Annotated in this window: 11 protein-coding genes; 2 read left to right on the forward strand and 9 right to left on the reverse strand. The window is 74.2% G+C overall.

What is annotated here, in order from left to right:
* Positions 1-10: 10 nt before the first annotated feature.
* The 6 genes from TNCT1_RS02685 to TNCT1_RS02715 form a co-directional block, all read right to left on the reverse strand.
* Positions 11-364 carry a hypothetical protein gene (locus tag TNCT1_RS02685; RefSeq protein WP_143627722.1) on the reverse strand — a complete coding sequence of 118 codons (354 nt, stop codon included), beginning with the start codon at positions 362-364 and terminating at the stop codon, positions 11-13.
* Entirely contained in the window at positions 351-2,126 is a 1,776-nt protein-coding gene (locus TNCT1_RS02690) for a hypothetical protein (protein WP_143627724.1), read from the reverse strand. Before TNCT1_RS02690 ends, TNCT1_RS02685 begins: the two co-directional genes overlap by 14 nt.
* A 172-nt stretch (positions 2,127-2,298) precedes the next feature.
* Complete coding sequence (locus tag TNCT1_RS02695; protein WP_143627726.1) at positions 2,299-3,288, reverse strand: malate dehydrogenase; 990 nt, start codon at positions 3,286-3,288, stop codon at positions 2,299-2,301.
* A 347-nt stretch (positions 3,289-3,635) separates the two neighbouring features.
* Positions 3,636-4,865, reverse strand: coding sequence for a helix-turn-helix domain-containing protein (locus TNCT1_RS02705; RefSeq protein ID WP_143627730.1), 1,230 nt, complete (start codon positions 4,863-4,865; stop codon positions 3,636-3,638).
* A gap of 393 nt (positions 4,866-5,258) precedes the next feature.
* Entirely contained in the window at positions 5,259-5,732 is a 474-nt protein-coding gene (locus tag TNCT1_RS02710) for a DUF3017 domain-containing protein (protein ID WP_143627731.1), read from the reverse strand.
* Positions 5,722-6,576 carry a bifunctional methylenetetrahydrofolate dehydrogenase/methenyltetrahydrofolate cyclohydrolase gene (locus tag TNCT1_RS02715; RefSeq protein ID WP_143627732.1) on the reverse strand — a complete coding sequence of 285 codons (855 nt, stop codon included), beginning with the start codon at positions 6,574-6,576 and terminating at the stop codon, positions 5,722-5,724. Before TNCT1_RS02715 ends, TNCT1_RS02710 begins: the two co-directional genes overlap by 11 nt.
* A 277-nt stretch (positions 6,577-6,853) precedes the next feature.
* On the opposite strand from TNCT1_RS02715, the gene TNCT1_RS02720 reads away from it, so the two are divergent.
* A complete protein-coding gene (locus TNCT1_RS02720; RefSeq protein WP_143627733.1) occupies positions 6,854-7,525 on the forward strand; it encodes an RDD family protein in 672 nt (223 codons plus the stop codon).
* A gap of 82 nt (positions 7,526-7,607) precedes the next feature.
* On the opposite strand, the gene purH is transcribed toward TNCT1_RS02720, so the two are convergent.
* Positions 7,608-9,179, reverse strand: a complete 1,572-nt coding sequence (purH, locus tag TNCT1_RS02725; RefSeq protein ID WP_143627734.1) for a bifunctional phosphoribosylaminoimidazolecarboxamide formyltransferase/IMP cyclohydrolase — start codon at positions 9,177-9,179, stop codon at positions 7,608-7,610.
* On the reverse strand, positions 9,176-9,814 hold the full coding sequence (gene purN, locus TNCT1_RS02730) for a phosphoribosylglycinamide formyltransferase (protein WP_143627735.1): 639 nt from the start codon (positions 9,812-9,814) through the stop codon (positions 9,176-9,178). Before purN ends, purH begins: the two co-directional genes overlap by 4 nt.
* A gap of 282 nt (positions 9,815-10,096) precedes the next feature.
* Between purN and TNCT1_RS02735 the strand changes: the two genes are divergently transcribed.
* Positions 10,097-10,879, forward strand: a complete 783-nt coding sequence (locus TNCT1_RS02735; RefSeq protein WP_143627736.1) for a hypothetical protein — start codon at positions 10,097-10,099, stop codon at positions 10,877-10,879.
* Between the two features lie 162 nt (positions 10,880-11,041).
* Here the strand turns inward: TNCT1_RS02735 and TNCT1_RS36775 are convergent, their stop codons facing one another.
* Positions 11,042-13,153 (reverse strand): DUF6350 family protein, encoded by a 2,112-nt coding sequence (locus tag TNCT1_RS36775; RefSeq protein ID WP_235902280.1) that lies wholly within the window; start codon positions 13,151-13,153, stop codon positions 11,042-11,044.
* Positions 13,154-13,165 lie beyond the last annotated feature (12 nt).

The following is a 13,165-nucleotide window of genomic DNA, read 5'->3' on the forward strand; positions in this document are numbered from 1 at the left end:
CGCGTCCGCCTCACAGCCCCACCAGGCCGGCCAGCGTGCTCGCCGAGGCGAGCAGGCCCACCAGCGCCTGGGAGTCGTCGAGCAGCCGGCGCAGGCGCTCGCGGCGGGAGGGGGCGGCCTGGCCGGTGCGGGTGATCTCGTCCTCCGTGTCGGCGAGGGCCGAGTCCAGTTCCGCCGTCCGGTCGTCGGCCCGCACCCGGGCCAGGTCGGCGCGCAGCTCCCGCACGGCCAGCAGCAGTTCCTCGGCCGCCGCGTCGCGCGGCGCGGCCGTGCCGTGGTGGCTCTCGGCGTGCGAGTGGTCGCCGATGGCGAAGGTGCTGTGCGAGACGTCGCCGATGCTGACCCTCGGCTCATTCGTCGCCATGGGCGTCGGCTCCCTTCCGCGGCGCGCTGCCGCCGTTGGTGGAGGAGGCGGAGGAGTTGTCGCCGACGGCGAAGGTGCTGCCCTCGACGCTGCCGATGTGCACGCCCCCGTTGCTGATGTTGTTGATCTGCTGGACGAACTCGCCGGTCTGGTAACCGGCTTCGGCGAGCGCGGTCCGCACCCCGCTCGCCACCCGGTCCTGGATGCTCTTGAGGTAGCGGGAGACGTCCATCTCCTGGAACTGCGAACCGGCGTCGGCCGCGCCCAGTTCCCGGACGGACAGCGCGGGCCCGTCCGGCAGCGCGTGCGCGTACCCGCCCGTCAGCAGCCGTCCGCCGTACGCCACGGCCCGGCCGAGGACGATCAGGGCCGCGGCCGGCGAGACCGGCACCCGGGTCACGGCCCAGAAGGCCTTGCCGAGCACGCTGTTGTGCCGGTACCTGTGGGCCGCGCGGTCGGCCTCCTTGAAGAACTGGCGAACCGGCGGCAGCACATGCGGGGCGATCTCCAGCATGAGCATGCGGCCCTGGGTGTGGACGCGCACGAACACCGTGACGACCAGCTCCTCCTCCCAGCCGCCGACGCGGACGCGCAGGAAGTGCCGGCGCTTCTCGGCGCCCTCCTCGACCGCGTGCGCCCGGTGCGCCTCGAAGGCCTCCGGCTGGTAGGGCGCGTCCTCGCGGCGCAGCAGCCCCTCGGCGGGCAGGAACACGCACTCGTCGATCTCCAGCCAGCGCAGCCGGTCGCGCACCCCGGCCCCCGCGTACTCGGCGGGCAGCCGGAGCCGCTCCACCAGCGGCCGGATGCTCTCCAGCACCAGCCGGTTGCTGATGGGCCGCTGCCGCTTCTTCAGCGCGTCGGGCTTCAGCTCGACGGCCAGCACCCAGTCCTGCTGGGGCACACCGGCCCCGCAGAACGGACGCGACTCGTGGTACATGACCAGCGGCGCGTGCTGTTCCGTCCGGATGCGGTGCTTGAGCCACTGGAGCCGCTGGTTCACGCCCTGCTCGGCGGGGTCGCCCGCGGCGTCGGGGAAGCGCTGCGGGGACAGCTCGCCGGCCATGACGCGCGCGAACTGGCCCCGCTGGGCGGCCAGGCACACCGCGACGAGCACGAGGACGACCAGGGCGGCCCAGGCCTGCCAGGGCCGGAAATGAGCCCCGCCGCCGGAGCCCGGCAGGAGGACGTCGCTCAGGTCCGGCGAGTCGGAGGTCCCGTACGAGTCGTAGGAGTCGTACGAGCCGTACGAGCCGCCGTAGGAGCCGGACGACGAGCCGCCGGACCCACCGGCGAACGCGGCGATCACGGTGATCAGCGCCAGCACCGCGAGCAGGATGCGGCCCCACCAGCGGAAGAAGAAGGCGACCACCACGCGGTACACCGGGACCTGCGGCGAGCGGCCCCTGATCCAGGCGCCGATCGCGAGGTACAGGCTGGGGAAGACATAGAGGGCCAGCAGCCCCTGGGTCAGCGCCGCTCCCACCAGCCACAGGCCGAGGACGGCGGCGGCCCACTGCAGTTCCCGGCGGCGGGCGCGCAGGGCGTGGGCGAGCACGCGGGCGGCGTCGAGGCCGAGCGAGGGCGCCACGAACCGCTGCTCGTTGAGGTGGAGTTCGTCGATCACCCGGTCCCGGTAGTCCGGGTCCAGGTAGACGCCCGCGCACAGCAGCCGGGTGGCCTCACTGGCGTGCGGCGGGGTGGGCGGTGGTGCGGACGGTGCCGCCGCGGGCGTCGGCTGCTGCGGCACGGAAGCGGTGTTCACGCGATTCCCCCGAGGCGTGGTAAGTCACTCGATGTACAGGTGAGTTGACGAACCATCAGCATAGGGCACCGGCGGGCGCCGGGCAGGCGCCGAGGTGAGACGCGAGTGGGCCCGCTCCGGTTTCCCGGAGCGGGCCCACTCGCGGCTCACGGCGTCACCGCCGCGGGCGTGGTCAGATGAGGCCGAGGCCGCGGACCGCCTCGCGCTCCTCCTCGAGCTCCTTGACGGAGGCGTCGATGCGGGCGCGGGAGAACTCGTTGATGTCCAGGCCCTGGACGATCTCGTACTTGCCGTCCTTCGTGGTGACCGGGAAGGAGGAGATCAGACCCTCCGGGACGCCGTAGGAGCCGTCCGACGGGATGCCCATGGAGGTCCAGTCGCCCTCGGCGGTGCCGTTGACCCAGGTGTGCACGTGGTCGATGGCCGCGTTGGCGGCGGAGGCTGCGGACGAGGCGCCACGGGCCTCGATGATCGCGGCGCCGCGCTTGGCGACGGTCGGGATGAAGTCCTCGGCCAGCCACTTCTCGTCGGCGACGACCTCGGCGGCGTTCTTGCCGGCGACCGTGGCGTGGAAGATGTCGGGGTACTGGGTGGCGGAGTGGTTGCCCCAGATGGTCAGGCGCTTGATGTCGGCGACCGTCGAGCCCGTCTTCTTCGCCAGCTGGGTCAGCGCGCGGTTGTGGTCGAGGCGGGTCATCGCGGTGAAGCGCTCGGCCGGTACGTCCGGCGCGGCGGCCTGGGCGATCAGCGCGTTGGTGTTGGCCGGGTTGCCGACGACCAGGACCTTGATGTCGTCCGCCGCGTGGTCGTTGATGGCCTTGCCCTGCGGCTTGAAGATGCCGCCGTTGGCCTCGAGCAGGTCGCCGCGCTCCATGCCCTTGGTGCGGGGGCGGGCGCCGACGAGGAGGGCCACGTTCGCGCCGTCGAAGGCGACGTTCGGGTCGTCGCTGATCTCGATGCCCTGCAGCAGCGGGAAGGCGCAGTCGTCCAGCTCCATGGCCGTGCCCTCGGCGGCCTTCAGCGCCGGCGTGATCTCCAGGAGGCGCAGCTTGACCGGCACGTCCGCGCCGAGCAGCTGGCCGGAGGCGATGCGGAAGAGCAGGGCGTAACCGATCTGGCCGGCCGCGCCGGTGACGGTGACGTTCACGGGAGTGCGGGTCATGGCGTTCTCCGTAGGACAGCTGGCGGTGGGGCGGCACGGCCCCGGCGGATGATCGATCTCTTGGCGTCAAGAGAATCCACCGGTCAGGCTATCGCGCATCCGCCATGCGAGACGTCCGGGGCCCTGTGGCTCAGCCCACAAGTCGCGCCGGCGGGCCGCGGGGCGGCTCACGGGGGTGCGGAAGCGGCGGCCGCCCGTCCGGGGGAGGGGACGCAGGCGGCCGCCGGCGGGGGTACCGGACTGCCGGACTCCCGTGGGGGTACGGTTCGCGTGCCCAGGATGCCGACGCCCATGCGCTCCGCCCCCGGAGAACCACCCGAACGGACCGCTCGGCTCCCGTCCGGCCGTTACTTCGTGCAGCCCGTCTGTCCGGAGGCGAGGGTGGCGCACGCCTCGGCCTGGGCGGGGTCCTTCACGGCGACCATCGGCGTGTAGGCGATGGTGTCCCCGGCCGCGGTGATGTCCCCCCGCTGGCGTGCCTTGCCGGCCGACAACTCGACCTGGTCGCCCGGGGCGGCGCCGGTTATGCGCCCCCAGGCGGTGCCGCAGGTCTTGCTGTAGCGGACCTCGAGGGTGGTGGCGCCGACGGCGGCCGACTTCGCGGTGCTCACCAGGCTGCCGCTGCAGCCCATCGCCTCCGCGTCCTTGCCGGTGCAGTCCGAGCCGGCGCACTTGACCCCGGCGGGCAGGCTGGGGCGGGTGCTGGCGGACGGGGAGGGCGGCTTCGCGGCGCTCCCGTGCTCGCCGCCGCCCCGGTTGACGACCAGGAACGCGGCCGCGCCGAGGACCAGAACGGCCCCGGCGCCCGCGAGCAGCATCGTCAGCCGCCGCCTGCCGCCTGCCCCCTCCGCGGAACGGCCGCCCGCGGAGGGGGCCGGCGGCCGCTGCCCGCCGTACGGCTGCGGCGGGACCGCAGGCCGGCCGGCGCCTTCCGGCAAGGGCACCGGACGCGTGCCGGGGCGGCCGCTCGCCCGCGACGGTCCCTCGTAACCGGCCAGTCCCCAGGAGTTGACCGCGGGCGCGGGGCGGTCCGCCCGCTCGCGTTCGTCGGCGTCGGACGCCGTCGGCTGGGAGGGAACCCGCGGCGGGGCGCCCGCGGAGGCGGCGGCGCCCGGCGCGGTGCCGGGGAACGATGCGGTGCCGGGAATCGGTGCGCTGCCGGGAATCGGTGCGGTGCCTGGGCCCGGGTGGGCCGTCCGCGTGCCGCCCGTCCCCTGGGCCTCGGCCTCGGCGGCGCCGAACTCCCCGAGCGCGGCACGCGCCTGGGAGATGCGGATCTGCTCCATGGTCCGGTCGTGCCGCATCTCCGCGCGGCTCCAGGCCCGCTCGGCCAGCTCCCACATCGTGGTGAGGTGGACCGGGTGGGTGCCGGTGACCTCGGCGAGCGCCACGATCGCACCCTTGGGCGCGAGGAGCCGCCCGCCCAGGTAGCGCTCCCAGGACGTCTTGCTGTAGCCGGTCCGGTCCGCCAGCGCCGCGATGCTCAGGCCGCTGCGGTCCACGAGCCGTCGCAACTGGCTCGTGAACTCCTTGATCTGCGGATCCAGCTCGTCCGGCAAGGCTTTCCATCGAGGCATCGTGCTTCCCCCTCTTCCCCCCGGTCGGTGCTGTTGGTTCCCGCGCCGTTCCCCGCGCGTGGCCCGCGCGCCGGACCGGTCCGTTCCCGGCGCGACATCGTTCTGGGCCCACCCACAGAGATGCGTCGACCAAGGATCCCAGTTCCCCGGGCGGGAGCGCACGGGTGCCGGCGGCCGCGCACCCGGCACCGGCACGACCGGCACACATGTGGCAGTGCGCGGACACCGTAGCGGAATGGTCACTTCCGTGCCACAGCGCGCGGACAGCCGTTGAACAGGGCGTTCACGACAGGGAAGGCTTACGTCGCGACGGCGGTCCGTCCTTGCTCGGGGGAGGGGACGGGCCGCCGTCGCACCGCATCGCACGGGGCGCCAAGAGGCCGGCGGGCGGCGCTACTTGGTCAGCGTGAAGTGCAGCGTGTCCTTCAGGAACGGGATCTCCAGCCACGGGTTGGGCTGGACCGTCATCGCCAGCAGCACGATCACGAGACCCAGGACGCCGTAGGTGACGATGTCGGTGAACCGCGAGCGGACGGCGAGCATGCCGACGCTCGGCAGGGTCCAGCGCAGGGCCGCCCCGGCCAGCAGGGCCGCGCCGATCAGCAGGGTGCCGTAGCGGAACACGTCGACCGCGGTCAGCAGCAGGCCGAGCGCGACGGCGGTCAGCACGACGAGCACCGGCCACTGCCGGGCGGGCGCCGGGGCGTCGCTCGGGGCTGCCCGGCCGCCGCCCTCTGGCCGCGCGGTGTCCCTGGTGAACAGCGGGAATCGGCGCGTGACGCGCCGCGGGCGCCCCTCGGCGTCAGGGGCGCTGATCGCGTCGCGGACCGTGGGCTCGCTCACCGTACGGTCGTCCTCAGCCGGCACTGCGCTCCGCCGCCTCGACCACGTTGACCAGGAGCTGCGCCCGGGTCATGGGGCCCACACCACCCGGGTTCGGGGAGATCCAGGCGGCGACCTCGGCCACGTCCGGGTGGACGTCGCCGACGATCTTGCCCTCGGCGTTGCGGGAGACGCCGACGTCCAGCACGGCCGCGCCCGGCTTGACGTCCTCGGCACTGATCAGGTGCGGGAAGCCGGCCGCCGCGATGATGATGTCGGCCCGCTTCAGGTGGGCGGACAGATCACGGGTGCCGGTGTGGCACTGGGTCACGGTGGCGTTCTCGCTGCGCCGGGTGAGCAGCAGCGGCATCGGACGGCCGATGGTCACGCCGCGGCCGACGACGACGACCTCGGCGCCCTTGATCTCGACGCCGTGGGCCCGCAGCAGGCTGATGATGCCGTTGGGGGTGCAGGGCAGCGGCGCCGGCTCGTTCAGCACCAGGCGGCCGAGGTTCATCGGGTGCAGGCCGTCGGCGTCCTTGGCCGGGTCCATCAGCTCCAGGATGCGGTTCTCGTCGATGCCCTTGGGCAGCGGGAGTTGCACGATGTAACCGGTGCAGGCCGGGTCCTCGTTCAGCTCCCGGACGACCGCCTCGATCTCCTCCTGGGTGGCCGTGGCGGGCAGTTCGCGCTGGATGGAGGCGATGCCGACCTGGGCGCAGTCGCGGTGCTTGCCGGCGACGTACTTCTGGCTGCCGGGGTCTTCCCCGACCAGGATCGTGCCGAGGCCGGGCGTGACGCCCCGCTCCCTCAGCGCCGCCACGCGGGCGGTCAGATCGGACTTGATCGCGGCTGCGGTGGCCTTGCCATCGAGAATCTGGGCGGTCATGCCCCCATCCTCGCGGATGACCGGCCCCCGGTTCCAATCCGGGTCCCCACCGTCCGGCAGCTGGGACGGCGCCCGCGCACGGTCCCGGATGTCCGGACATGATCGACGATGTTGCACTTGCACAACGCATCGCGAATCCGGCTGGACAAGAACTCGCCTGCCCGACGACGATGAACGGCGCAGTATCGCGGTCCGGTTGGGGGGCAAACCGCTCAGATCCTGACGTACCTCCGTTCCTTCCGCGTCGTCCCCGCAGATTCAACGGAGGAAATCCGCCATGAGTTTCGGCTCGCCCAACAACCCCTATGAAAAGCCGCAGGATCCGCAGCAGGGCTACGGGCAACCGCAGCAGCCGGGCCACCCGCAGGCTCCTCAGGGCGTCCCTCCGCAGCAGGGCTACGGCTACCCCCAGCAGCCCGGCTACCCCCAGCAGCCCGGCTACCCGCAGGCCCCGCAGGGCGTGCCCCCGCAGGGTGTGCCCCCGCAGGGCTACGGCTACCCGCAGCAGCCGGGCTACCCGGGTTACCCGCAGCAGGCCGGGTACGGCATGCAGCCGCAGTACGCGAACTGGGGCCAGCGGTTCCTCAGCAAGCTGATCGACATCATCATCTACCTGGTCGCCTACCTCCCCTTCGCCCTCATCGGCGCCAAGGCGGGCGCCCCGATCCTCACGCTGGTCGGTTTCCTGCTCGGCGTCGGCGTCCTCATCTGGCAGGTGATCCAGGAGGGCAAGACCGGCCAGACCATCGGCAAGAAGGCGCTCGGCATCCGCACGCTCAAGGAGGACACCGGCCAGCCGCTCGGCGGCGGCATGGCGTTCGTGCGCCAGCTCGCCCACTTCCTGGACGGCCTGCCCTGCTACCTCGGCTACCTCTGGCCGGCGTGGGACTCCAAGAGCCAGACGTTCGCCGACAAGATCTGCGGCTCGATCGTGATCCGCAGCCAGTGAGCTGAGCGCACCGCCCGCACGACGAGAAGCGGCCTCCGGCCCCGCGAGGGAACCGGAGGCCGCTTCTCGTGGCCCTGCGGGCTCAGTGGAAGAAGTGGCGCGTGCCGGTGAAGTACATGGTCACGCCCGCCTTCTGGGCCGCCTCCACGACCTGCTCGTCGCGGATCGAGCCGCCCGGCTGGACGATCGCCCGGACACCGGCGCCGATGAGGATCTCGGGGCCGTCGGGGAAGGGGAAGAAGGCGTCGGAGGCCGCGTAGGCGCCGCGTGCGCGCTCCTCGCCGGCCCGCTCCACGGCCAGCTTGCAGGAGTCGACGCGGTTGACCTGGCCCATGCCGACGCCGACCGAGGCGCCGTCCTTGGCGAGCAGGATCGCGTTGGACTTCACCGCGCGGCAGGCCTTCCAGGCGAAGGCGAGCTCGGCCAGCTCGGCCTCGCCCAGCGCCTCGCCGCTGGCGAGCGTCCAGTTGGCCGGGTCGTCGCCGTCCGCCTGCAGCCGGTCGGTCTCCTGCAGCAGCACGCCGCCGTCGACCGCCTTGACCTCGACCTGGTTCGCCGGGCCGTTCGGGGCCTTGAGGACCCGGATGTTCTTCTTCTTGGCGAGGGCCTCCAGGGCCCCCTCCTCGTAGCCTGGCGCGACGATGACCTCGGTGAAGATCTCCGCGACCTGCTCGGCCATCTCCTTGCTGACCGGCCGGTTCACGGCGATGACGCCGCCGTACGCGGAGACCGGGTCGCAGGCGTGCGCCTTGCGGTGCGCCTCGGCGACGTCGGCGCCGACCGCGATGCCGCAGGGGTTGGCGTGCTTGATGATCGCGACGCAGGGCTCGTCGTGGTCGTACGCGGCACGGCGGGCGGCGTCCGTGTCCGTGTAGTTGTTGTACGACATCTCCTTGCCGTGCAGCTGCTCGGCCTGCGCGAGGCCTTCGCCGCCCGCCTCGACGTAGAGGGCGGCCGGCTGGTGCGGGTTCTCGCCGTAGCGCAGGGTGTGCGCGCGCTCCCAGGTGGCGCCGAGGAAGTCGGGGAACGACGACTCGTCGACGGGGGCGTAGGAGGAGGCGAACCAGGAGGCGACGGCCACGTCGTAGGCGGCCGTGTGCTGGAAGGCCTCGGCGGCGAGCCGCTTGCGGGTGGCGAGGTCGAAGCCGCCGGCCGCGGCGGCGGCGAGGACGTCGGCGTACCGCTGCGGGCTGGTCACCACGGCCACCGAGGGGTGGTTCTTGGCGGCGGCGCGGACCATCGACGGGCCGCCGATGTCGATCTGCTCCACACACTCGTCGTCCGAGGCGCCGGAGGCGACCGTCTCGCGGAACGGGTAGAGGTTGACGACGACCAGGTCGAACGGCTCCACGCCCAGCTCGGCGAGCTGCTCGCGGTGGCTGTCGAGACGCAGGTCGGCGAGGATGCCCGCGTGCACCTTGGGGTGCAGGGTCTTGACCCGGCCGTCCAGGCACTCGGGGAAGCCGGTCAGCTCCTCGACCTTGGTGACGGGGACGCCCGCGGCGGCGATGCGGCCGGCCGTGGAGCCGGTGGAGACCAGCTCGACACCGGCCTCGTGCAGGCCGCGCGCGAGGTCCTCGAGCCCGGTCTTGTCGTAGACGCTGACGAGCGCCCGGCGAATGGGCCGCTTGGTGCTCTCGGCGGTGGCGGTCACTGGATAACTACCTTTCGTCCCTCAATGCGATAGCCGTTGCGGGCGAGCCGCCCCACGACCTCGACGAGCAGCCTTCGCTCGACTTCCTTGATGCGCTCGTGCAGCGCGCTCTCGTCGTCCTCGTCCCGGACCTCGACCACGCCCTGGGCGATGATCGGCCCGGTGTCGACGCCGTCGTCGACGAAGTGGACGGTGCAGCCGGTGACCCTGGCCCCGTACGCGAGCGCGTCGCGCACGCCGTGGGCCCCCGGGAAACTGGGCAGCAGTGCCGGGTGGGTGTTGACGAACCGCCCGCCGAACCGCGCGAGGAACTCCTTGCCGACGATCTTCATGAACCCGGCGGAGACCACGAGGTCGGGTTCGTGCGCGGCCACGGCCTCGGCGAGGGCCGCGTCCCACTCGTCCCGGGTCGGGTGGTCCTTCACCCGGCACACGAAGGTGGGCAGTCCGGCACGCTCGGCCCGGGCGAGCCCCTCGATGCCGCCGCGGTCGGCCCCCACGGCGACGATCCGCGCCCCGTACTCCTCCACCCCGGTGCGCTCGATCTCGTCCAGGAGCGCCTGGAGATTGGTGCCGGATCCGGAGACCAGTACGACGAGGCGCTTGACCGCTCGGCCAGCGGGGGTGGCGGCCACGGTGGGGCCCTTTCTCGGTGAGCGACATGTCCGGCCGGCGGTTTGTACGTTCGTACCAATGCTTCACGGCCCCGGATACGGGGAAGCCTACGAAGCGGCCGGCCGTCAGCAACGATACCGGCACTCCGGAAGGCCCCCTCGGGACGGGGGCGTGGCCGGAAGGTAGCGTTCGGAGGGAATCACGAAGGAGCAGCCCCGGGAACGCGGTCGCCGTGCGGTGCGTTCACGGGGTGGAAGCTCAACGCGGACAGCCGCGCTCACCTAGGGGAAGACGCTCTTCTGATGCCCGATCGCAGCCTGCGACTCCTCACGTTCCCGCCACTTCTGGCCCAGGGGAGCGAGCGTGCCGGCGTGCTGCTCCGGGAGCGGCCGTCCTCGCCGCCCGAGGCGCCGTCGGGCGGCCGGGACGGCGACGGGCAGGGCGGCGAGCGCAAGGACGACAACCCGTTCGCGCCGCCGCCGGAGGGCACCCCGGACCGGCCGTGGCAGCCCCGCCGCCCCGAGGGTTCCCAGGAGCCCTCCTCGGGCCCGCAGGGCGGCTCGCACTGGGGCAGTCAGTGGAGCGACCGCCAGCCCGGCCGCTCCTCCGGCGGCTTCGGCGAACGTCCCGGCAGCCGGCCCGAGGGCCCCGGCCCGGGTGGTCCGACGGGACCCGGCACGCGCTGGGACCCCACCGACCCGGCCCAGCGCCGCGCGCGCTACGCCCTGCTGTCCGGCATGTGGGCCGTCTTCTTCGCCCTGTTCAGCTGGCCGTACGTGTCGCTGCTGCTGGGCGCGCTCGCCCTGTACTGGGGCATCAGCGCCCTGCGCGCCAAGCCCCGCAACCCCGGCCCGGACGCCCCCACCCCGCCGCCGGGCGCCCGCCCGCAGACCACGGCGGCGATCAGCGGCCTGGTCACGGCCGGCCTGGCCCTGCTCCTGGTGGCCTCGACCTTCACGGTCCAGCTCGTCTACAGCGACTACTACACCTGTGTCAGCGACGCCCTGACCCAGCAGGCCAAACAGTCCTGCGACCAGCACCTGCCGAAGGAACTGCGCGGGGTCCTGGGCGTCGGCAACGGCTGACGGGCCCGGGCACGGTGTCTTGTGGCCATGCGGCTGGTCGGCCACCCGGCTGACTCGGCTGCGCGGTGGCCGGCGGCTCGGCCATGCGGCTGGTCGGCCACCCGGCTGACTCGGCTGCGCGGTGGCCGGTGGCTCGGCCATGCGGCCAACTCGGCCACCCGGTTACGCGGTGGCCGGTGGCTCGGGCGGGCCGGGGGTGTCCGACGGGGCCGCCGGGTGCGGCAGGGCCGGCCGGGCGGGCTCCGCGGGCGGTTCGGCGGCGGCCGTTGCCGGTGACGGGCCCGGCTCCTCGTCCCGGCCCGACGGGTCACCGGCCGCCGGGCCTGTGACGGGCCGGGACACCTTGTCGCCCGGACCACCAGCGGGCCGAGGCGCGTCGGCTGCCGGGTCGGCGGCGGAACGGAGTACGTCGGCACCTGGGCCGTCGGCAGGGCGAGGTACGTCGGCACCTGGGCCGCCGGTGGGACGGGATGCGTCGGCGACCGGACCACCAGCGGGCCGAGGCGCGTCCGCAGCCGGACCACCAGCGGGCCGAGGTGCGTCGGCCGCCGGGTCGCCGGCGGGACGGTGCGCTCCGGCGGGCGGTGGCGGGGTCGGCGTGGACGGCTGTTCCTCTGTCCGCGCGGGCGTCGAGGCCGCGCGCAAGGCCTCCCAGCGGGAGGCACCCGGGAGGTCGTCGTCCCGCCAGGCCCGGGGGTACGGGTCGCCGGTGGGCAGGAAGTCGTACAGCTCGTCCTCGAGCTGTCCCCCACCCGGCGCACTCGCCGTCCTCGCGCCCTTGACCGGCTTCGACGGCTGCGGCGCGGGGGCGTTCGCGGCCCCCTTGCCGGCGGTCGTGAGCGGGGTCGGCGCGGCACCTCTGCCGGCGGTCGTGAGCGGGGCCCGCGCGGCCCCCGTCCCCGTCGCCGCCCGCCCGGCCCGCTCCGCCGCCCGCGCCCGGCCCCGCCACAGCCGCCAGGCCCGCGAGACCAGCGCCACCGGCATTCCGGTCACCGCGATCCACAGCGCGGCCACGGGACCGGCCTGCCACCACACCGGGCCGAAGTCGGCCAGCGTGCCCGCGCCCAGGCGGCCGCCGGACAGCGCGGCGAGCAGCGCGACGGCCGTCCCGCACAGCAGCGCCGCAAGGACCAGCGCCCCGGCCGTCCGCAGCGCGGACCAGGGTGCCGCCCGCCACCCGGCCTCCTGTCCGGCACCGGTCCGCCACCGCCAGCCCGCGGCCGCCCGGGCCAGGAACCAGGCCACCGTCACCCCGGCCGCCACCGGCACCAGGCCCACGGCCCAGTCGAGCCGGGTCCCGGGGCCCGGGTCCGGCACCGCGGCGAGGAGCGGGAACGGGGGCAGCAGCGGGGCCGGGTCGGAGGCGAGGGGCCGCACCAGGTGCCCGGCGCCGAGCACGAAGCCGGGGCCGAGGGCGTAGGAGGCCGACCACACCGCCGCGTTCGGGATCAGCGCGATGCCGAGCAGCAGCACGGCGAACCGGCCGGTCCAGCCCGCCGTGAGCTGGAGGAACGACGCGCGCGCGACATCGCCGTGCAGCACCAGCGACACCCCCACCAGCAGCGCCCCGCCCCCGGCGAGCACCGCCGTCCCGGCGGCGGCGGCCCGTACCGCCGCGGTCAGCCGGGCCCACGCGTCCGGCCCGGACAGCAGCGCCCGCACCGGCCTCGGCAGCCGCGGCAGCAGACGGCGCAGGGGTCCGCGCGGGCAGCCGTGCGCCGTCCACACACCGGCCGCGGCGGGCACCGCGGCGGCCACCGGCAGACACACCGTCACCCAGCCCCAGTGGGGGCGCAGTTCGCCGCCCGAGCAGTACAGCGCGGCGGCGGTGCCGACGCCGAGGTAGCCGAGGACCACGCCCGTCCACGCCGTGCGCGCCGGGACGGGCGGCGGGCCGTCGGGCTCCGGGGAGGCGTCCGTCGCGTCCCGCGCCGCCCGGTGGAGCAGCCACATCGGGAGCGCGAGGAGGAGCAGCGGGGACACGCCCACCGGCTGGGGCACGCCGGACAGCGTGTCGGTGCGGACCAGTTCGACGCCGTGCCCCAGCAGCCACAGCGCGGCGGCGACGTGCAGCGCGCCGTCCGGACCGCTGTCGGGGTACGGCGAGCTGATCCACAGGGCCAGCACGAGCACCGCGAGCGAGCCGAGCCCGAGCGCTGCGGCGACCGCACCGCCCAGCAGGCCGGCGCCCAGCCCGGGCGATCGGTCGCGCATCCCGTGCAGCAGGGGCGGCAGCGAAGGTCGGCGATCGGTCATCAGGGTCACGCCCGCCATGCTCCCAACGAC

It is taken from the genome of Streptomyces sp. 1-11 (genome assembly GCF_007176755.1).
Taxonomy (GTDB): domain Bacteria; phylum Actinomycetota; class Actinomycetes; order Streptomycetales; family Streptomycetaceae; genus Streptomyces.

Bases quoted from the DNA above. Each gene is read 5' to 3' on its own strand.
- TNCT1_RS02720 (WP_143627733.1), top strand. From the start codon at position 6,854: ATGAGTTTCGGCTCGCCCAACAACCCCTATGAAAAGCCGCAGGATCCG.
- TNCT1_RS36775 (WP_235902280.1), bottom strand. From the start codon at position 13,153: ATGGCGGGCGTGACCCTGATGACCGATCGCCGACCTTCGCTGCCGCCC.
- TNCT1_RS02695 (WP_143627726.1), bottom strand. From the start codon at position 3,288: ATGACCCGCACTCCCGTGAACGTCACCGTCACCGGCGCGGCCGGCCAG.
- TNCT1_RS02715 (WP_143627732.1), bottom strand. From the start codon at position 6,576: ATGACCGCCCAGATTCTCGATGGCAAGGCCACCGCAGCCGCGATCAAG.
- TNCT1_RS02685 (WP_143627722.1), bottom strand. From the start codon at position 364: ATGGCGACGAATGAGCCGAGGGTCAGCATCGGCGACGTCTCGCACAGC.
- TNCT1_RS02735 (WP_143627736.1), top strand. From the start codon at position 10,097: ATGCCCGATCGCAGCCTGCGACTCCTCACGTTCCCGCCACTTCTGGCC.
- TNCT1_RS02705 (WP_143627730.1), bottom strand. From the start codon at position 4,865: ATGCCTCGATGGAAAGCCTTGCCGGACGAGCTGGATCCGCAGATCAAG.